The following is an 18,424-nucleotide window of genomic DNA, read 5'->3' on the forward strand; positions in this document are numbered from 1 at the left end:
CGCCCGGAACCGTCCGCTCAGCGCTCCCGCAGCACGGCGCGCAGACGGGTGACGAACGAGGCCGGGTCCTCGGCGAAGCCGATGTGGCCGCCGGGGAACATTGTGGGATCGACGCCCAGTTCGGTGGCGAGCGCCCGCGACGTACGGTCGCAGAGCTGACCACCGGACTCCTCGCCGATCCCGACTACGACGCGGGTGGGGGCCGAGCGCAGGGCGGTGATGTCCGGGCACCAGCGGGTGGTCGGGCGCAGCATGTGCGCGTGCTGGAAGTATTCGTCGGCCTCGGTCTGCGGATCCCGTTCGCCCGCGAACATCTGCTGGAACACCTCCTCGGGCAGGTGGATGTTCGCCAGGGCCAGGAACTTCCTCCACGCCCCCACGACGTCCCCGGCGAGGTGCGCGTCGATGATGTCGTCGGTCTTCACCCGCAATTGCTCGCGGTCGGCGAGGAGCTCGTCCAGCGGCGGCTCGTGGGCGATCACGGTGTGGACCAGCTCGGGGTGCGCCTGCACGAGCGCGAGCGCGCTGACGGCGCCGCCACTGGAGCCGAACACCACGGCCGGGCCTGCGTCGAGGTGCATCAGGAGCCGGGCGAGGTCGTCGGCGCGCATCTCGGGGGTCGAATCGCGGTCGCGGTCGTCGACCGGGCTGCGGTGGATGCCCCGCGGGTCCGTCGTGAGCACGGTGTAGTCGGACGAGAGCAGATCGGCGGCGGGCGCGCAGGAGTCGGCGTCCATCGGGGCGCCGACGAGCACGACGACGGGGCCCGTGCCCCGTACCTCGTAGTACAGCCTGGCACCGGGGACGTCGAGGGTCCGGGCATCGGCGGTGGCGGTCGATGTGGGATTCATCGAGTTCTCCTCGTTCGGGGTGGTGATTCTCGGTCGCAGGTAGGACCGCCGCCGACGGGCAGAATCATCGGTTGTCGAGGAAAATTTCTTCCGCAGACCTGGTACGGCGCCCAGGATCCGAAGGAATCGTGGGCGTACCACTGGAAGCACGCGCGCCTTGATGACAGGATATATCCACGCGAACGGGATCTCGATGTGAGTTCCCGGGCGGCAACTGCAGGGAGTGAACGGTATGGCGCAGGGTGTTGTGAAGTGGTTCAACAGCGAGAAGGGCTTCGGATTCATAGCGCCGGACGACGGCAGCGCGGACGTGTTCGTTCACTACTCCGAGATCTCGGGCAGCGGCTACAAGTCGCTGGAGGAGAACCAGCGGGTGGAATTCGAGGTCGGACAGGGCCAGAAGGGCCCGCAGGCCCAGAATGTCCGGGCCGTCTGACCGACGCCCCGATGACACTGTGACGATGTCGCACATGACACTGTGACGATGTCGCAGATGACACTATGACGACGAGGTCGCACCCGAGCGGTGCGGCCTCGTTGTCGCAGTAGGCCCCGGGACAGCTATCTCGAGAGGCCGAAGCTTCCCACCTGGTTGCCGTTGACGTACACGGACCCGGTGTAGGTCCCGTCTGCGTTGGGGGACATCCTGTCGGTCAGGAAGCCCAGACCCGATGGGCTGTAATCGATGACGGTGTCTCCGTTCCCGTCCTGCGAGGTCGTGCCCGCGAGTCCGGTCAGACCGAACGCGAAGTTGTTGACGACCGTGCCGCCCTGGAACGTCTTGCCCTTCCAGATCAACTCGCCCGCCGGCGTGGTGGTCGTTCCCTGATAGGTGCCGGACGGCACGGCGGCGGGTTCCGCCAGGCCCGTCCCCGCGCCGGCGAGAACGGCGCCGATCATCGTTCCTGCGGTGACTATCCCTCGTGCAATCGCGCGCATGATGCCTCCCTCTACCGTGCCGCGCGGGATGTGCGCTGCCCGTGCGGGGTCGAGTACCCGCCTTCCGTGCCGTGGACACCGGCACCCCTGGACAAATCCGACGGTCTCCTTCATAGTCGATATGCCACCAGGTGGCATTGCCATTTCACTAGGTGGCAATTTGATCTTTCGATAGGAGTTTCCGTGACCGATCAGCTGCTCGATGCCGCCGAGTTCCGCTCCACAGTGCGTGGGTTCGCCAACCGTGAGATCCATCCCGGCGCGGCGTTCCGCGACGAGACGCGGGAGTTCCCGGCGGAGTTGGTGAAGCGACTGGGCGAACAGGACCTGATGGGCATCTCGGTGCCCGAGGAGTTCGGCGGTCTGGGCCTGTCCACGAAGACACAGCTGATCGCCATCGAGGAGGTGGCCCGCACCGACGCCGCCCTCGCCTCGATCTACACCGCGCACTACCTGGGGCTCGAGCCGATCCTCGTCGGCGGAACCGAGGAGCAGAAGCGCCGGTGGCTGCCCCGGCTCGCGTCCGGTGAACTGCTCGCCGGGTTCGCCCTCACCGAACCGGACGCCGGCTCCGACATCGCCTCGATGCGCACCACGGCGCGGCGCGAGGACGACGGGTGGCACCTGTCCGGTTCGAAGACGTACATCTCCAACGCCAAGGAGGCCGATCTGGTCGTCCTCTTCGCCAAGACCGATCCATCTGCAGGCTTCCGCGGCATCACCGCGTTCGTCCTCCCCCAGGGCACCCCCGGCGTGAGTTACTCGGAGCCCCAGGACAAGCTGGGCATCCGGTCCGCCCCCACCTACACCGTCTACCTCGACGACGTGGTGCTTCCCCACGACGCCGTGGTGGGAACGGAGGGCCGCGGCGGCAACATCGCGCTCACCGCCCTCAACCGCGCCCGCGTCGACGTGGCGGCGATGGCCAACGGAATCGCCCTGCGCGCTTGGGAACTGGGCCGATCCTACGCCGCCGAGCGCAAGCAGTTCGGACACCCCATCGCCGAATTCCAGGCGATTCAGCTGCTACTGGGTGCATGCGACGCGCAACTCGTCGCCTCCCGCGTCACCGCGGACTGGGCGGCGGACGTGAAGGATGCCGGGGCCGACCTGCGCCGCGCCGCGTCCGTGTCGAAGTACGTGGCCACGGAGGCCTGCTTCTCGATCGTCGACCAGACCGTGCAGATTCACGGCGGTGCCGGTTTCATGCGCGAATCCGAAATCGAACGCCTCTACCGCGACTGCCGGATCCTCCGGATCTTCGAGGGCACCTCGCAGATCCAGCTGCTCACCATCGCCTCCAACGCACCGTCCCCGCGCTCGACCGACTTCTGAGAAGGGCCCGTCATGCCTACCCTGCCTCCCCTCGACGGCATCCGCGTCGTCGATCTCTCCCGCGTCCTGGCCGGACCGTACTGCACGGCGCTGCTCGCGGACGCCGGCGCCGACGTCGTCAAGATCGAACCCGCCGCCGGCGAGGACTCGCGGCACCTGGGCCCGTTCCGCGACGGCGAGAGCATCTATTTCAACGTGCTGAATCGCGGAAAACGCTCGCTGGCACTGAATCTCAAGAACGACGCGGATCGGACGGTGCTGTTCGATCTCCTCGACACGGCGGACGTTCTCGTCGAGAACTTCCGGCCCGGGGTGACCGCCCGGCTCGGCATCGACTACCAGACCGTCCACGCCCGCAACCCCCGGCTCGTCTACGCGTCCATCTCCGGCTTCGGGCAGGACGGGCCGCTCGCGGGTTCGGCCGCCTACGACCTCGTCGTGCAGGCGATGTCGGGGGTCATGAGCATCACCGGTTCCCCCGAATCCGGGCCGACCCGGCTCGGCGAATCGTTCGGCGACCTCGTCGCGGGACTGTTCGCGGCGTGGGGCATCAGTTCCGCCCTGGTCGGCACCCGGGAATCGGGTGTGGGGCAACACCTCGACGTCGCCATGTTCGACAGCATGCTGGCCATGCTCCCCACCGCACACAGCCAGTTGCAGGCATCGGGGGTCGCGCCGATGGGCGTGGGTAATCGCCATCCGGTCTCCACCCCGTTCGACACGTACCGGGCGTCGGACGGCCTGTTCGTGCTCGCCGTCGCCAGCCGGTCCGGATTCGAGAAGCTCGCCCACACCATGGACCGTGCAGACCTTCTCGGCGACAATCGTTTCGCCGACGACACGTCCCGCACCGATCACGAACCGGCACTGCGCGCGGAGATCGAGATCTGGGCGAAGGACAAGACGGTCGCCGAGGTGGTCGCGATCCTCGGCGCGGCCGGACTGGCGAGCTCCGAGATCTGGAACGTCGAACAAGCGTTGTCGTCCGAGCAGAGCCGGCACCGCGGACTCGTGGAGTCGTTCGATCATCCGGTCGCGGGAACGATCGACTACGTCCGGCAGCCGGTCGTGTTCGGCGACAGCGCGCGCCCCGGGGTCCGCCGCAGCCCACTGCTCGACGAACACCGGCAGCCCCTGCTGTCCGAGATCGCGTCGCGGTAGATTCACGCCGACACCCGCGACCGTCAGGAGACGACCCATGGCCCCCGGAGATGTGACCCGCAGCGCGAGCCGCACCTTCGAACTGCTCGGCGCGATCACCGAGCAGGGCGGGTTGACGCTCGGCGACGCCGCGAAGGCGGCCGGTCTCGCCACCAGTACCGCGCTGCGCCTGATCCGCAGCATGGAGCAGAGCGAGTTCCTGGTCCGCGGCGACGACAACGTCTACCGGGCCGGGCCGCGACTTCTCCAGATCGGCGCCCGGGCGATCAGCGACAACCAGCTGCTGTCCCGGGCCCGGCCCGCGATGGTCGCGATCGCGGAGGAAACCCGCGAATCCACGTACCTGTCGACCCACGGCCCGAAGGGCACCGCCCTGTATCTCGCGCAGATCGAGGGCACCCACGCGATCCGGCACATGGGATGGGTGGGGCAGACGGTGCCGCTCCAGGGCACGGCCGTCGGCGCCGCGCTACGGGGCGACCTGCGCAGCGAGGGGTACGCGATCGCCCACGACACCATCGAGGACCACTCGACGGGTGTGGCGGCCCCGATCTACGACGCGGTGGGGCGGATCGTGGGCGCGCTGAGCGTCGTCGGGCCGACGTTCCGCCTCGACGACGCACTCTGCGCGCAGCACGGTCTGGTTCTCGTCGAGCGTTGCCGTGCGCTGTCGACCGAACTGGGCTCCCCGGCCCCGTGACCAGCGGTCAGCTGCCCATGCTGGTCCGGACCAACTCGCGGAACGTGAGGACCATCGGCTCGCGGGCCCGGCCGCGCCGGTAGATCAGCGAGAACGGCGCCTGATAACCGAACGACGCCGGCAGGATCGGACGCAGCCGGTTCCGGTCCACCCAGTACTCCGCGTAGTGCTCGGGCAGGTATCCGATGTACGCGCCGGACAGCACGAGGATGAGCTGCGCTTCCATGTTCTCCACCGTTGCCGAGGGTTGCGGGAACCCCTGGCGGGCGAGTTCCTGCTCGGACCAGTAGCCGCGGGTCACCATCCGCTGTTGCGTGATGACCTCCGGCGGCACCCGCTTCCTGCTGAACAGCGGGTGCTTGTCGCTGCAGTACAGCCAGTGCTGCTCCCGGTGCAGCGCCTGGGAGACGAGGCCGTTCATCGGTGAGGCGAACGCGCCGACCGCGACGTCGATGCGGTCGTCGAGCACGCCAACCTGCAGTTCGTGCGGCGTCTGGATCTTCAGGTCGAGGTAGACGGCGGGGTGGTCCTTGCTGAACACGCCGATCACGTCGGCGAGCGGCAGGGTGGCGTCGGTGACGGTGGAATCGAGAACCCCGATGGTGAGGGTTCCCCTGAGCTCCCCCTGCAGCGCGGCGCCGTAGCGTTCGAAGCCTTCGAGTTCGCCGAGGATGCGCAGGCATTCCTTGTGGTAGAGCTCGCCCTTGCTGGTGAGACCGAAGCCGCCGCGGCCGCGGTGGCACAGCACGATGCCGAGGTGGCGCTCGAGCTGGCTCATGTAGGTGCTGATCGCGGAGGCGGACAGTCCGAGTTCCTGCTGCGCGGGCGCGAACCCCTGGTGGCGGACGACGGCCGCGAAGATCTGGAGGAGCTTCAGATCGGGCAGCGAGCTGCGCATCGCACTCCTCCGGCGGGGTCGAAAACAGGGTGTGAGCTGGCTCGCACCATTACTTCACGATTTTCTGAAGTGATTATTTGTATCAAGTGATTTATTTCACGTCAATGTTCTCCTACCGTCTAGGGCAACGGTCTGACGAGACCGGCACCGACGGGACCACCGCGCCCGTCATCACCGATCCGCTAGGACACGTGAAGGACGCACCATGGACATCACCATCATCCTGATCTACCTGGGCGCAATGCTCGCGTTCGGCTGGTGGGGCAAACGCCGGGCGAGCAACTCCAGCGAATACCTCGTCGCCGGCCGCCGCCTCGGCGGATTCCTCTACACCAGCACGATGGCGGCGGTCGTCATCGGCGGCGCCTCCACCGTCGGTGGCGTCGGCCTCGGATACAAGTACGGCATCTCCGGAATGTGGCTGGTCGTATCGATCGCCGCCGGTGTCCTCCTGCTCAGCCTGCTCTTCGCCGCGCGAATCCAGCGCCTGAAGGTCTACACCGTCTCCGGGATGCTCAAACTCCGGTACGGCATCGACGCCACCGGGGCGTCCGGTCTCGTGATGATGGCCTACACCCTCATGCTCACCGTCACCTCCACGATCGCCTACGCCACCATCTTCAACGTGCTGTTCGGCTTCGACCGGACCCTGTCGGTGGTCCTCGGCGGCCTCATCGTCGTGGCCTACTCCGCGATGGGCGGCATGTGGTCGATCACGCTCACCGACGTCGTCCAGTTCGTCATCAAGACCATCGGCGTCTTCGTCCTGCTCCTCCCGTTCACGTGGAGCAAGGCGGGCGGGTACGCCGGCATCAAGGAGCGCGTGGGCGAACAGGCACTCGGGCTCGGCACCATCGGCACCGGCACCATCATCACGTTCTTCGTCGTCTACACACTCGGCATCCTCATCGGACAGGACATCTGGCAGCGGGTGTTCACCGCGAAGTCGCCGGAGGTCGCACGGTGGGGCGGCGTCACCGCCGGCGTCTACTGCCTGCTGTACGGCGTCGCGGGCGCACTGATCGGGCTGGCCGCGTCGGCCCTCATGCCCGACATCGGTTCGTCCGACGACGTGTACGCCGACGTCGCCGTCCATGTCCTGCCCGTCGGTCTCAGCGGCATCGTCCTCGCCGCCGCGGTGGCCGCGATGATGTCGACCGCGTCCGGCGCGCTGATCGCCACCGCCACGGTCGCCCGGCAGGACGTCCTTCCGCTGGTCGCCCAGATCTTCGGCCGCACACGCCCCGAACTGGACACGTCCGATCCGGAAGCCGACGTGCGCGGCAACCGCCTCTACGTGATCGTGATCGGCCTCGTCAGCATCGTGATCGCCGCGCTCATCAACGACATCGTCTCCGCGCTCACGATCGCCTACGACATCCTGGTCGGCGGGCTCCTCGTCCCCATCCTCGGTGGACTGGTCTGGAAGCGCGCCACGGGAACCGCGGCGATGGCGGCCATGGCAGTGGGCACCGTAGCGACCATCGCGACGATGTTCGTCGTCGGCGACGTCATGGCGAACGAGCCGGTGTACGTCGGACTCGTCAGCGCGCTGGTGGTGTTCGTGGCCACCAGCCTGTTCACCGCACCTACCCCGGCGAACGTGATGTCCGTGTGGAACGCGCGGGTGTCGGGAAAGGCCGAGGAAGACCCGGTACCGGTCCCGGCACCGATAGCCTGAGTGACACCGGCGCACGCGGGTGAGTGCGCACGAGCGGGAGGAAAGAACGTGCCGAAGATCGTCGACCACGACGAGCGGAGACTGGCGCTCGCCGACGCCGTCCTCGCGTTGATCGCCCGGGAGGGGATCTCCGCCGTCACCACGCGAGCGGTGGCGGAGGAGAGCGGGTGGTCGACCGGAGTGTTGAACCACTACTTCGGGTCCCGGCACGAACTGCTCCTCGCTGCGCTTCGCCGGGCCGGCGACATCCAGGGCGACCGGTACCGCACGATTCTCGACGAGGAGGGCGCCGGCCCGATCGAGAAGCTGCGGAACATCACCGCCAGCATCCTGCCGCTCGACGAACGCCGACTGGCGATGACCCGCGTGTTCCTGTTCTTCTACGCGGAGGGCGCGGCCGAGGAAACCGCGCGCGGTGAGATCGCGGCCTTCCTCGCCCGCTGGCGGGGCGTCGTGCGCGAGTCGGTCGTCGCCGCACAGCGGGAGGGCACCGTCTCCGCCGACCTCGACGCGGACGCCGTCACCGTCGCGCTGGTCGCGCTGACCGACGGTCTTGCATTACAGGCCATCCTGGATCCCGTTGTCATGGAAGCGATCAGCGCGGACGACGCGGCAGCCCGCTGCGTCGACGCCGCCGTGCGACGAACCACCGAAGAAGCAGGGGCAGTAGGCAGATGACCGACCGCGTCGTCGTCCTCGACGACTTCATTCCGGCCGACGCACTGTCCGATTCGCTTGCCGCCGCAGGTATTTCCGCGGATGTCGTGCACCAGTCCGAGTTCCCGTCCGGCCCGGGCATCATCGCCCTGCTCGTGGGTCCGGAGACCACCGGACTCGAGCCGCGTCACCTGTCGGATCTCCCGGACCTGCGACTGTTGTCGGCCACGTCCGCCGGGTACGACCACCTGCCGGTGTCGGCGGCCCACGAACGCGGTCTCTGGGTCACGCGGGCAGTGGACTACTGCACCGAGGAGGTCGCGGATCATGCGCTCGCGCTCACCCTCGGACTGCTCCGATCCACTCACACCCTCGACCGCTCCGTGCATGCCGGCGGGTGGGACGTCACCGCCGCGCCGCCGCGGCGGATCGCGGGAACAGTGCTGGGCCTCTACGGCTTCGGCCGGATCGCCGGCGCTTTCGCACTGCGCGCCCGAGCCGTGGGGATGACCGTCCTCGTCAGCGGCCGCGGACTGGGCGACCGCGTAGGGGAACTGGCGGCCGAGGGTATCGAGGTGGTCGGGTTCGAGGACCTGCTGCGCCGTTCCGACGTGCTGAGCCTGCACGTTCCCTTGACTCCCGAGACGCAGGGTCTGATCGACGCCCGTGCGCTGTCGACGCTGAAGCGCGGCGGGTATCTGGTGAACGTCTCCCGTGGCGGGCTCGTCGACCACGACGCGCTCGGAGCCGCGCTGCGCGGTGGACACCTCGCCGGTGCGGCCGTCGATGTTCTTCCGAACGAACCTCCCGCACAGGACGATCCGATCCTGCACATCCCGAACCTCGTGATCACCCCGCACGCCGCGTGGTACTCACCGCAGGTCGCGCACACCCTGGCGCAGCAGTCGGCACGCAATGTCGCGGCGGTCCTGACCGGGGCATCCCCGGTGGGAGTCGTTGCCGCACCGGGGATGTGATCGCCCCTGCCAGTCCTCGTGAGCCGCCGTCAGTCCTTGTAGTCAGGGACGGTGCGGTCCAGCATCCGCAGCAGCGCCGCCCACGCCATCTCGTAGGCCTGATCGTCGGTGTAGTCGTCCGTGGCCTCGCCGGCGAACTGGCGGGCGGTGTGCTCGGCGATCTCGGGCGACGGAACGCGCAGTTCACCGGACGCCTGGGCAGCGATCTGGATGTCACACGCCTTCTCCAGATAGAACATTCGCAGAAACGCCTCGGCGGCGGATGCGCCCACGGTGAGCAGTCCGTGATTGCGCAGGATCATCGCGGGGTGGTCGCGGAGGTCCTCGACCAACCGCACACGTTCGGCCGTGTTGAGGGCGATGCCCTCGTAGTCGTGGTAGCCGACCCGGTTGTAGAACTCCATCGAGATCTGGTTCAGCGGCAGCAGTCCGTGCTCCTGCGCGGCCACCGCGCACCCGGCCTTCGTGTGGGTGTGCAGCACGCACTGCGCGTCCGGCCGGGCCTCGTGAATCGCGCCGTGGATCACGAACCCCGCAGGGTTGACGTGATATTCGGACGGTTCGACGAGTTCGCCGTCGAGTCCGATCTTCACCAGGTTGGAGGCGGTGATTTCTTCGAAGAGCAGACCGTACGGGTTGATGAGGAAATGATGTTCGGGCCCGGGAAGCCGGACCGAGACGTGCGTGAAGATGAGGTCGGTCATCTTGAAATGCGCGAGCAGGCGGTACACCGCCGCGAGTTCACGACGCAGTTCCGCCTCGGTCTTCGCCGGGCTCGTTCGGGCCTGCGACGTAACGGTGGGTGCACTCATGCGGGATCTCCTTGATCACCGAAGGGATTTCGGCTTAAATATATCAACTGATTTATTTACATGCCAGCGTTCTGCCGATCCCGTACCCTCCGCCTCTCCATCGGCGTTCTCGCCGAGCTTTCGCACGGGAAGCGCTCGTCGTGTGACCAGAATCACGATATGAAACGGCCGCGTACGCGATTCGACGGGCGACCTCGCAGAACCGACGAGCGGCGGGCCCGCCGCGACGAACGGTCGCGGACGACGGGCAGTGGCGAACACCGGATGTGATCCGACGAACTTTCGGGTGTTCGGGTCACGCCACTCACTTCTACACTGGCCGCCGTGAGCCTCCAGATCAGTGATCCCGCGTCCCCGTTGCAGTCGAACCGGATACGACATTCGGCGTTTCAGCAGAAGGTGACGTCGGCGGAGGAAGCGGTGAAGGCCATCGGTCCGGGTGACACCGTCGCTGTCAGCGGTTTCGCCAGCGCAGGGACACCCAAGGCGGTCATCCCGGCCTTGGCTGACCGGATTCACTCCGCGCGCGCGGCCGGCGCGAATTTCACCATCGACTTGCTGACCGGGGCGTCCGTGTCGACGGAGACCGAGAAGATGCTCGCCGAGATCGACGGAATCGCCCTGCGGATGCCCTACCAGGCGGAATCCACGGCGCGGCAGAAGATCAACCAGGGGCGGATGGATTACGTCGACATCCACCTGTCGCACGTGGCGCAGCAGGTGTGGGAGGGCTACTACGGCGTGGTGAACGTCGCGGTCGTCGAGGTTTCCGGCATCACCGAGACCGGTGAGCTGATCCCCTCCGCGTCGGTCGGAAACAACAAGACGTGGCTCGACGTCGCGGAGAAAGTCATTCTCGAGGTCAACTCGTGGGTTCCGGACGCGATGGACGGTATCCACGACATCTACTACGGCACAGCGCTGCCCCCGCACCGCCGGCCGATCGAACTCACCGACGTCGAGGACCGCATCGGGCAACCGCATTACCGGGTGGACCCGGCCAAGGTTGTTGCGGTGGTGGAGACGAATGCCCCCGACAGTGCGAGTGCGCTGACGGCGCCGGATGCGGTCAGCGAGGCGATCGCGGCCCACGTGCTGGACTTCTTCGACCACGAGGTGAGGCGTGGCCGGCTCCCGGAGAACACCCTGCTGCCACTGCAGGCGGGCGTCGGAAACGTGGCCAATGCCGTGCTCGGCGGGCTCGATCGCGGCCCGTATCGGGGTTTGACCTGCTATTCCGAGGTCATCCAGGACGGGATGCTGCACTTGATCAAGCACGGCACCGTCCGGTTCGCGTCGGCTACCGCGCTGGCGCTCTCGGAGGCGGGGATCGAGGAGTTGACCTCCAACATCGACTTCTACCGGCAGCACATCCGGCTCCGTCCGCAGGAAATCAGCAACCACCCCGAGGTGGTCCGCCGATTGGGAATCATCGCGATGAACGGGATGTTGGAGGCCGACGTCTACGGGAACGTCAATTCGACGCACGTGATGGGCACCAAGATCATGAACGGCATCGGCGGTTCCGGGGACTTCGCGCGCAACGGGTACCTGTCGATGTTCCTCAGCCCGTCGACGGCGAAGAACGGGGCGATCTCGTCGATCGTCCCGATGACCCCGCACGTCGACCACACCGAACACGACACCCAGGTGCTGGTCACCGAGCAGGGCCTCGCCGACTTGCGGGGGTTGTCGCCGCGCCGGAGGGCACGGGTGATCATCGAGCGCTGTGCGCATCCGGAATTCCGGCCGCTGCTCACCGACTACGTCGAGCGGGCGACGGCCACCCCGGGAGCCGGCCAGACGCCGCACCTGCTCGGGGAGGCGTTCTCGTTCCACCAGCGGTACATCGAGTCCGGCTCGATGCGGCTCCAGGACGGTCCCGCCCGGTAGCCCGGACCCCCGGCAGAGCCGGACGCTGAGCGCGGCTCAGTCGAGCCGCCCACCCAGCATTCCGCGCAGCGAGCGCAGGCAGAGTTCACGTAGCTCACCCTCGGCGATCGACGGGTGATCGAGCCAGTCCATGCACACGGCGCGCACGAAGGCGATCCACCCGCGCACCGCGACGCCGACGAGTTCCCGTTCGCCGTCGGGGGGATCGAGCGCGTCGACGATGCGGCGCTGCTGGGCGTCGAGTTCCCGCTCGACGATGGCCCGGATGTCGGCGTCGGCCGACAGTGCGCCGTGGTTGATGGCCCGGACTCCGTGCCGGTGGCTCGCGACGTGCTCGAAGTACGCGTCGAGGCCGGCCGCGACCTGTTCCTCGACGGGGAGCGTGGAGTCGGGGGCCGTCACCTCGAGCAGTCGTTCGGATTCGCGTTCGACGATCGCGGCGAAGAAATCGCGCTTCGTCGGGAAGTAGTGGTACATCAATCCGCGCGACACCTCGGCGAGTTCCGCGACCTCCTCGATCCACACGTCCTCGTAGGGGCGGTCCGCGAACAGCCGCGCGCCGATGTCGAGCAACTGCGCCCGGCGCTGCTCCGGGGCGAGCCGTCGGCGGGCGCTGGTCATGCCAGTCACCGTACTGCTTGACACCGGTTCAGTAAGGCGTACCTTGCGTACTAGACATCAATTCAGTAACGCAGGCCACATCGACACGGGGGTCGACATGAGCGTCGAATCACTGCACACCACAGCGGAGGCGACCATCCCGCATCCTCGATGGCGGCTTCCCGTCGTCGGCGACGTCTTCGGGATCAGCATCCGCACTCCCGTGCAGAATTCGATGGAGATCGGCAGAAAGCTCGGGCCCATCTTCGAGCGCAACGTCCTCGGCAATCGGTTCGTATTCGCCTCCGGTGCCGACATGGTCGCGGAACTTTCCGACGAATCCCGGTTCGCGAAGCACCTGGCGCCCGGTGTCGCGTCGCTGCGTGAGGTGGGTGGCGACGGGTTGTTCACCGCCTACAACCACGAGCCGAACTGGAGCAAGGCGCACAACCTCCTCGCCCCGGCATTCACCAAATCCGCGATGCGGTCGTATCACCGCACGATGCTGGATGTCGCAGGCGAACTGGCGGAGCACTGGGACGAGCGGGTGGACGGCTCCCCCGTCGACGTCTCCTCCGACATGACGAAGCTGACGCTCGAGACCATCGGCCGCACCGGCTTCAGCTATTCCTTCGACTCGTTCAGACGCGAGCGGCCGCACCCCTTCGTGCAGGCGATGGTCGGAGCGCTGAGCCATTCGCAGCGCACCACGTTCGTGAAGTCCAGCGCGCTCGGGCGCCTGCTGATGCGACGGTCGGATCGACGCAACGTCGCCAACCTCGAACACATGGCCGAGGTCGTCGACGAGGTGATCCGTGCCCGTCGCGACAGCGCCGAGGCCGGCCCCGAGGACCTGCTCGAACTCATGCTGCGGGCGGCCCGGGAGGACGACCCCCATCGGATCGACGAGTTGAACATCCGCCACCAGGTGGTGACGTTCCTGGTCGCGGGGCACGAGACCACCTCCGGCGCACTGTCGTTCGCCCTGTACTATCTGTCGCGACATCCCGACGTCCTCGCGAAGGCGCAGGCGGAGGTCGACGCGGTCTGGGGCGACGAAGAGCCTGCGTTCGAGCAGATCGCGAAACTCCGCTACGTGCGCCGGGTGCTCGACGAATCGTTGCGGCTGTGGCCGACAGCCCCCGCCTACGGCAGGGAGGCGACCGTCGACACCACCCTCGTCGGCAAGTACCCGATGAAGGTTGGCGACTGGGTTCTCGTCCTCATCCCCGCCCTGCACCGCGACCCCGTGTGGGGTGACGATCCCGAGGCGTTCGACCCCGACCATTTCCTGCCCGAGCGCATCCGGTCCCGTCCCGCGCACGTGTACAAGCCGTTCGGGACCGGCGAGCGCGCCTGCATCGGACGACAGTTCGCCCTGCACGAGGCGGTCCTGGTTCTCGGCACGATCCTGCGTCGATACGACATCGTGGGCGACCCGAGCTATCGACTGAAGGTCGCCGAGCGGCTCACCCTCATGCCCGAGGGCTTCACGCTGCAGCTCCGCCGGCGCTGACCGGTCCCTTGACAGCCGCAAAGTGAGAGTTACTATCAAAATATAGTAACTTCCTTTCGAGTGGAGCTGTCATGAGTGAAACGACGGTCATCGAAGTCGCCCCACGCCGCTGGTGGGCGCTCGGAGCCCTGTCCGTGGCCATGCTGACCATCGGTCTCGACATCACGGTCCTGACGGTGACACTGCCGACACTGGCGGTCGATCTCGGAGCGGACAACTCGCAATTGCAGTGGTTCAGTTCCGCATACACGCTGGTCCTCGCGGCCGCACTGCTTCCTGCGGGCGCGCTCGGCGACCGGTACGGCCGCAAGAAACTCCTGCTCGGCGCCCTCGTCCTGTTCGGTGTCGCGTCGCTGCTCTGCAGTTACGCGACCACGTCGGGTCAACTGATCGCCGGACGCACCCTGCTGGGGCTGGGGGCCGCAGTGATGATGCCGCTGTCGATGGCGGTGCTGCCCGTGCTGTTCCCCGACGCCGGCGAACGGTCGCGGGCACTGACCATCTGGGTGACGTCCACCGCGATCGGCCTGCCCCTCGGCCCGATTCTCGGCGGGTGGTTGCTCGAAAACTTCTGGTGGGGATCGGTGTTCCTGATCAACGTGCCGCTGGTCGTCGTCGGCGCGATCGCCGTCGCGACCCTGGTTCCGGAATCGCGCAGCGAGGAGCAGTCGCCCACCGACTATCTCGGCGCCACACTGTCGTCATTCGGATTACTCTGCCTCACTTATTGTTTCATCAAGGCCGGCCAGGACGGCTGGGGCGACACACTGGCATTGACGTCGATCGCAGCGGCCGTGGTCGTGCTCGGACTGTTCGCGATGTGGGAGCGTCGGTCGCGTCATCCCCTGATCGACACGTCGCTGTTCGCCAGTCCCGGATTCCGCTGGGGCACGATCTTCACGACGCTGGTCAACTTCGGGATGTTCGGGCTGTTCTTCACGGTTCCGCAGTACTTCCAGGCCGTGCTCGGGGTCGACGCGCTGGGTAGCGGCCTCCGTCTGCTGCCGTTGATCGGCGGACTGCTGGTCGGCACCCGGCTCTGCGACCAACTGCTTCGGCGCGCCGGCGCCCGGCCGGTCATCGTCATCGGGTTCGCCCTCCTCACGGCGGGACTCGCGACCGGCGCCCTGACCTCCGTCGATTCCGCGTACTGGTTCACCGCGACATGGATCGCACTCGTCGGCGCGGGAATGGGTTTCGTGATGCCGGCGGCGATGGGTGCGGCCCTGGGCGCACTGTCGGCCGAACGGTCCGGTTCCGGCTCGGCGCTGATCCAGGCGCTGCGGCAGGCAGGCGGAACGATCGGGGTCGCGGTGCTGGGCACCGTGCTCGCCACCCGCTACCGGACCGAACTGGGCGCACTCGACGTGGATCCGGTCCGCGACGGCGTCAACGCCGGCGTCGCGGTGGCCGAGGCGACCGGCGACCCGTCGATGCTCGCGCAGGTCCAGGCGTCGTTCCTGTCCGGGATGGGGCTCATGCTGTGGGTGTGCGCGGGCATCTGCGCCGTCGCGATGGTGCTCGCAGCGCGGTTCACGCCCCGCGATACCCCGGCCCGGGAGCAGGATGAGTCAGAATCGGTACATGTCCATTGACGCTCGACCAGGCCTGCGGGAGCGGAAGAAGGCGCGCACCCGGCTGACCATCCGTTCCGAGGCGTTTCGGTTGTTCCGTGAACAGGGCTACGCCGAAACCACGATCGAGCAGATCGCGGAGGCGGCGGACGTGTCGCCGAGCACGTTCTTCCGCTACTTCCCCACCAAGGAACAACTGGTGCTCGCCGACGACCTCGATCCGGTCATGATCGAGGCGATCGAAGCGCAACCGCCGGACGTCCCGCTGATCACCGCATTCCGGAAGGCGGCCGAGTCCGTGTTCGCCGGCCTGTCCCAGGCAGACTTGGACTTCGAGCGGAAGCGTCAGGAACTGCTGTACTCGGTCCCGGAACTTCGCGGTGCCATCATGCAGGAAATGGTGCGCAGCATCGACATGATCGCGGGTGTCATGGCGCGCAGGGTCGGACGCACCGCCGACGACTTCGAGGTCCGCGCGCTCGCCGGGGCGATCGTCGGAGTCATCCTCGGTGTGGTCGATCTGCTTCCCGGTGATCTGCCACTCGCCCTGCGCGCATTGGAGTTCCTCGAGGACGGGTTGCCGCTCGGGCGTGCCACGTCGTAGACCCGGCAGGTCACGCGGTCGCGCGGGCGATAACCTCCGTCACGACGTGTTCGGCGATGGCGAGTGACGACGTCGCACCCGGCGAGGGCGCGTTCCGGACGTGAACGACGCGTCCCGCCCCGGTGATGACGAAGTCGTCCTCGAGGCTGCCGTCGGCGTTCATCGCCTGAGCGCGGATGCCCCGGGGTCCGCGGGTGACGTCGGAGCGGCGCACATCGGGCACGTACTTCTGCGCCTCCTTCACGAACTGTCCCGTGCTGAAGACGGTGCGGGCCTCACGGACTGCCGCCGCGGTGTTGTGCACGGCGAACCGCCAGAACCCGGGAAACCCGACCGCCGACATCACGTCCGACGCCGACCACCCCCGACGGTCGTATGCCTCCCGCCCGAAGGCGAGAAAGGCGTTCGGTCCGAGCATGATTCGCCCGTCGATCCTCTTGGTGAGGTGGACGCCGAGGAACGGGTACCGCGGGTCCGGAACCGGGTAGATCAGCCCCTTCACGAGCGAGGACCGCTCGGGCTCGAGCAGGAAGTAGTCGCCGAAGAAGGGCACCACCCGAGGTGATCGCGGTTCACCCGACATCAGTGCCACCCGGTCGGACTGCAGTCCCGCGCACGTGACCACCAGGTCGAAAGCCTCACTGCCCTGCCGGGTGGTGACCACCGTTTCCGCGGTCCGGCTGTCCAGGCCCACGACCTCCCGGCCGAGGAGGACGCGTCCGCCCGCGGCGGCGATGTCCGCGGCGAGAGCCTCCGCGACCGCCACGTAGTCGATGATCGCGGTGTGCGGCGAGTGCACGGCGGCGACGCCGCGTGCGTGCGGTTCGATCTCGGGGATCTCCTCCCCCGGGACCTTGCGGATGCCGGGGACGCCGTTGGCCACCGCTCTGTCGAAGATGGCGTCCATCCGCGCCACTTCGGACGAGTCGTGGGCGACCACCACTTTGCCGCATTCCTCGTAGGCCACACCCTTGTTCTCCGCGTACTGCTGCAGGAGGGTGACGCCACGGCGGCACAGGCGCGCTTTCAGGCTGCCCGGCGGGTAGTACAGGCCGGCGTGGACGACGCCGCTGTTGTGGCCGGTCTGGTGGGCCGCGACCCGCGATTCCTTCTCGAACAGCGTTACCTCGACGCTGTCCATCCGGTGCAGGAGTTCCCGGGCGACCGCCAGACCGATGATGCCGCCGCCGATGACGGCCGCACGAACCTTCGCCATGAGCACCCCTCCGTATACCGTTCTCGAGATATCATCGATGGTATGTCGACCACCCCTCGACGCACGTCTTTTCCCGGACTGGAGCACCTGTCCGATCGGCGTCGAGCGCTGCTGGACGAGCTCGTCAGCACTCGCCGCGAGCGCGGTCTGACGCAGACGGAGATCGCCGCCCACATGGGCACGTCGCAATCGGCCGTGGCACGACTCGAACGCGGCGACGTCGACCCCCGCCTGTCGACGCTCGAACGGTATGCGGAGGCCGTGGGCCGGACGGTCGACTGGACGATCTCAGCGCACCGGGAGTCATCACCATGATCTGGCCACCACCCACCCCACCACCGGTCCCGCCGTTTCACACGCCCTGGCAGCCGGACCCCCTCCAGCCGCCCGTCCCGATGCCCGTCACGTCCGTGCCCGCTCCCGGTCCCGACTGGCTGGCCGAGCGCCTGTTCGACAAACGAATCGTGTCGCTGACCGGCCGACTCGACGCCGAGGCCACCAACCGCGCGGCGGCGTCGCTGGCATTGCTCGACGCCTCGGACGACGGGGAGGTCCAGCTGTGGCTGCACGGCGTCGACGCCGACATCGACGCGGCCGCCACCCTCCTCGACACCCTCGACCTGATGGGCGTCCCGCTGCACGTCCACTGCCGCGGCGACGTTCGGGGAATGGCGATCGCCCTCCTCGCGCCCGCCGATCGCCGGACGTCGGCGTCGCACGCCACGTTCCACCTCCGCGAGCCGCAGACGTCCTGCGCCGGTCCGGCGTCGGACGTCGCCATCGCCGCGGAACATCACGAGCAGCAACTCCGGAGGCTGCAGCAGCGCATCGCCGACTCCTGCGGGCGTCCCGTCGACACGGTGATCGGTGACATGCGGAACCACCGGATCCTCACCGCCGACGAGGCGCGCGACTACGGGTTGATCGACGCCGTCACCGGCGCGCGCTCGGTCGACGGGGAGTAATCCGGCGGACGCACTCGTTGTCGGCTCCCGCGCACGAATTCGGGC

The 18,424-nt window shown here is 67.7% G+C and carries 19 protein-coding genes; 13 read left to right on the top strand and 6 right to left on the bottom strand.

All coding sequences use genetic code 11. The features are described from left to right. Positions 1-17: 17 nt before the first annotated feature. Entirely contained in the window at positions 18-851 is an 834-nt protein-coding gene (locus tag HGB39_RS11380; protein WP_005567813.1) for an alpha/beta fold hydrolase, read from the bottom strand. 232 nt (positions 852-1,083) lie between these two features. Between HGB39_RS11380 and cspE the strand changes: the two genes are divergently transcribed. Beyond that, the gene (gene cspE / locus HGB39_RS11385; RefSeq protein ID WP_005244612.1) at positions 1,084-1,287 is read left to right on the top strand and encodes a transcription antiterminator/RNA stability regulator CspE; all 204 of its coding nucleotides are present in this window, start codon (positions 1,084-1,086) and stop codon (positions 1,285-1,287) included. Positions 1,288-1,412: 125 nt separating this feature from the next. Here cspE and HGB39_RS11390 read toward each other — a convergent pair whose 3' ends face one another. After that, a complete protein-coding gene (locus tag HGB39_RS11390) occupies positions 1,413-1,790 on the bottom strand; it encodes a hypothetical protein (RefSeq protein WP_043790314.1) in 378 nt (125 codons plus the stop codon). Positions 1,791-1,973: 183 nt separating this feature from the next. Here HGB39_RS11390 and HGB39_RS11395 point away from each other — a divergent pair, with 183 nt between their 5' ends. The 3 genes from HGB39_RS11395 to HGB39_RS11405 are packed head-to-tail and all read left to right on the top strand — an operon-like array spanning position 1,974 to position 4,986. Beyond that, the gene (locus HGB39_RS11395; RefSeq protein WP_005567810.1) at positions 1,974-3,125 is read left to right on the top strand and encodes an acyl-CoA dehydrogenase family protein; all 1,152 of its coding nucleotides are present in this window, start codon (positions 1,974-1,976) and stop codon (positions 3,123-3,125) included. 12 nt (positions 3,126-3,137) lie between these two features. Beyond that, entirely contained in the window at positions 3,138-4,286 is a 1,149-nt protein-coding gene (locus HGB39_RS11400) for a CaiB/BaiF CoA transferase family protein (protein ID WP_005567809.1), read from the top strand. Between the two features lie 37 nt (positions 4,287-4,323). Beyond that, a complete protein-coding gene (locus tag HGB39_RS11405) occupies positions 4,324-4,986 on the top strand; it encodes an IclR family transcriptional regulator (protein ID WP_005258667.1) in 663 nt (220 codons plus the stop codon). A gap of 7 nt (positions 4,987-4,993) precedes the next feature. Here the strand turns inward: HGB39_RS11405 and HGB39_RS11410 are convergent, their stop codons facing one another. Then, positions 4,994-5,884: a LysR family transcriptional regulator gene (locus HGB39_RS11410; RefSeq protein WP_005571950.1), complete on the bottom strand. Its 891-nt coding sequence runs from the start codon at positions 5,882-5,884 to the stop codon at positions 4,994-4,996. A gap of 205 nt (positions 5,885-6,089) precedes the next feature. Between HGB39_RS11410 and HGB39_RS11415 the strand changes: the two genes are divergently transcribed. Genes HGB39_RS11415 through HGB39_RS11425 form a run of 3 tightly spaced genes read left to right on the top strand, consistent with a single transcriptional unit; the run spans position 6,090 to position 9,199 of the window. Further along, positions 6,090-7,565 (top strand): sodium:solute symporter family protein, encoded by a 1,476-nt coding sequence (locus HGB39_RS11415; protein WP_005258664.1) that lies wholly within the window; start codon positions 6,090-6,092, stop codon positions 7,563-7,565. A gap of 48 nt (positions 7,566-7,613) precedes the next feature. Next, complete coding sequence (locus tag HGB39_RS11420) at positions 7,614-8,243, top strand: TetR/AcrR family transcriptional regulator (protein WP_005258663.1); 630 nt, start codon at positions 7,614-7,616, stop codon at positions 8,241-8,243. After that, positions 8,240-9,199: a C-terminal binding protein gene (locus HGB39_RS11425; protein WP_005571954.1), complete on the top strand. Its 960-nt coding sequence runs from the start codon at positions 8,240-8,242 to the stop codon at positions 9,197-9,199. The genes HGB39_RS11420 and HGB39_RS11425 overlap by 4 nt, the downstream gene beginning before the upstream one ends. Before the next feature lie 29 nt (positions 9,200-9,228). Here HGB39_RS11425 and HGB39_RS11430 read toward each other — a convergent pair whose 3' ends face one another. Then, complete coding sequence (locus HGB39_RS11430; RefSeq protein ID WP_005571956.1) at positions 9,229-10,011, bottom strand: class II aldolase/adducin family protein; 783 nt, start codon at positions 10,009-10,011, stop codon at positions 9,229-9,231. 357 nt (positions 10,012-10,368) lie between these two features. Here HGB39_RS11430 and scpC point away from each other — a divergent pair, with 357 nt between their 5' ends. Then, positions 10,369-11,904, top strand: coding sequence for a succinyl-CoA:acetate CoA-transferase ScpC (gene scpC / locus HGB39_RS11435; RefSeq protein ID WP_054246013.1), 1,536 nt, complete (start codon positions 10,369-10,371; stop codon positions 11,902-11,904). Positions 11,905-11,940: 36 nt separating this feature from the next. On the opposite strand, the gene HGB39_RS11440 is transcribed toward scpC, so the two are convergent. After that, positions 11,941-12,525 carry a TetR/AcrR family transcriptional regulator gene (locus HGB39_RS11440; RefSeq protein WP_005258658.1) on the bottom strand — a complete coding sequence of 195 codons (585 nt, stop codon included), beginning with the start codon at positions 12,523-12,525 and terminating at the stop codon, positions 11,941-11,943. 97 nt (positions 12,526-12,622) lie between these two features. Here HGB39_RS11440 and HGB39_RS11445 point away from each other — a divergent pair, with 97 nt between their 5' ends. The 3 genes from HGB39_RS11445 to HGB39_RS11455 all read left to right on the top strand — a co-directional run bounded on the left by HGB39_RS11445 (position 12,623) and on the right by HGB39_RS11455 (position 16,198). After that, positions 12,623-14,020, top strand: a complete 1,398-nt coding sequence (locus HGB39_RS11445; RefSeq protein WP_005566588.1) for a cytochrome P450 — start codon at positions 12,623-12,625, stop codon at positions 14,018-14,020. Between the two features lie 71 nt (positions 14,021-14,091). Next, complete coding sequence (locus tag HGB39_RS11450) at positions 14,092-15,615, top strand: MFS transporter (protein ID WP_005566587.1); 1,524 nt, start codon at positions 14,092-14,094, stop codon at positions 15,613-15,615. Beyond that, the gene (locus HGB39_RS11455) at positions 15,605-16,198 is read left to right on the top strand and encodes an acyl-CoA-like ligand-binding transcription factor (RefSeq protein ID WP_005258654.1); all 594 of its coding nucleotides are present in this window, start codon (positions 15,605-15,607) and stop codon (positions 16,196-16,198) included. The genes HGB39_RS11450 and HGB39_RS11455 overlap by 11 nt, the downstream gene beginning before the upstream one ends. A gap of 10 nt (positions 16,199-16,208) precedes the next feature. On the opposite strand, the gene lhgD is transcribed toward HGB39_RS11455, so the two are convergent. Continuing rightward, entirely contained in the window at positions 16,209-17,414 is a 1,206-nt protein-coding gene (lhgD, locus tag HGB39_RS11460; protein ID WP_005566586.1) for an L-2-hydroxyglutarate dehydrogenase, read from the bottom strand. 42 nt (positions 17,415-17,456) lie between these two features. On the opposite strand from lhgD, the gene relB reads away from it, so the two are divergent. Beyond that, entirely contained in the window at positions 17,457-17,729 is a 273-nt protein-coding gene (gene relB, locus HGB39_RS11465; RefSeq protein WP_005244633.1) for a type II toxin-antitoxin system RelB family anti-toxin, read from the top strand. An 80-nt stretch (positions 17,730-17,809) separates the two neighbouring features. Then, positions 17,810-18,379, top strand: a complete 570-nt coding sequence (locus tag HGB39_RS11470; protein ID WP_005566585.1) for an ATP-dependent Clp protease proteolytic subunit — start codon at positions 17,810-17,812, stop codon at positions 18,377-18,379. The last annotated feature ends 45 nt before the right edge of the window (positions 18,380-18,424 follow it).

Source organism: Rhodococcus opacus (assembly GCF_012396235.1).
Taxonomy (GTDB): Bacteria; Actinomycetota; Actinomycetes; order Mycobacteriales; family Mycobacteriaceae; genus Rhodococcus_F; species Rhodococcus_F opacus.

Bases quoted from the DNA above. Each gene is read 5' to 3' on its own strand.
- HGB39_RS11380 (WP_005567813.1), bottom strand. From the start codon at position 851: ATGAATCCCACATCGACCGCCACCGCCGATGCCCGGACCCTCGACGTC.
- cspE (WP_005244612.1), top strand. From the start codon at position 1,084: ATGGCGCAGGGTGTTGTGAAGTGGTTCAACAGCGAGAAGGGCTTCGGA.
- HGB39_RS11390 (WP_043790314.1), bottom strand. From the start codon at position 1,790: ATGCGCGCGATTGCACGAGGGATAGTCACCGCAGGAACGATGATCGGC.
- HGB39_RS11400 (WP_005567809.1), top strand. From the start codon at position 3,138: ATGCCTACCCTGCCTCCCCTCGACGGCATCCGCGTCGTCGATCTCTCC.
- HGB39_RS11405 (WP_005258667.1), top strand. From the start codon at position 4,324: ATGGCCCCCGGAGATGTGACCCGCAGCGCGAGCCGCACCTTCGAACTG.
- HGB39_RS11410 (WP_005571950.1), bottom strand. From the start codon at position 5,884: ATGCGCAGCTCGCTGCCCGATCTGAAGCTCCTCCAGATCTTCGCGGCC.
- HGB39_RS11415 (WP_005258664.1), top strand. From the start codon at position 6,090: ATGGACATCACCATCATCCTGATCTACCTGGGCGCAATGCTCGCGTTC.
- HGB39_RS11425 (WP_005571954.1), top strand. From the start codon at position 8,240: ATGACCGACCGCGTCGTCGTCCTCGACGACTTCATTCCGGCCGACGCA.
- HGB39_RS11430 (WP_005571956.1), bottom strand. From the start codon at position 10,011: ATGAGTGCACCCACCGTTACGTCGCAGGCCCGAACGAGCCCGGCGAAG.
- HGB39_RS11440 (WP_005258658.1), bottom strand. From the start codon at position 12,525: ATGACCAGCGCCCGCCGACGGCTCGCCCCGGAGCAGCGCCGGGCGCAG.
- HGB39_RS11445 (WP_005566588.1), top strand. From the start codon at position 12,623: ATGAGCGTCGAATCACTGCACACCACAGCGGAGGCGACCATCCCGCAT.
- HGB39_RS11450 (WP_005566587.1), top strand. From the start codon at position 14,092: ATGAGTGAAACGACGGTCATCGAAGTCGCCCCACGCCGCTGGTGGGCG.
- HGB39_RS11455 (WP_005258654.1), top strand. From the start codon at position 15,605: ATGTCCATTGACGCTCGACCAGGCCTGCGGGAGCGGAAGAAGGCGCGC.
- lhgD (WP_005566586.1), bottom strand. From the start codon at position 17,414: ATGGCGAAGGTTCGTGCGGCCGTCATCGGCGGCGGCATCATCGGTCTG.
- relB (WP_005244633.1), top strand. From the start codon at position 17,457: ATGTCGACCACCCCTCGACGCACGTCTTTTCCCGGACTGGAGCACCTG.
- HGB39_RS11470 (WP_005566585.1), top strand. From the start codon at position 17,810: ATGCCCGTCACGTCCGTGCCCGCTCCCGGTCCCGACTGGCTGGCCGAG.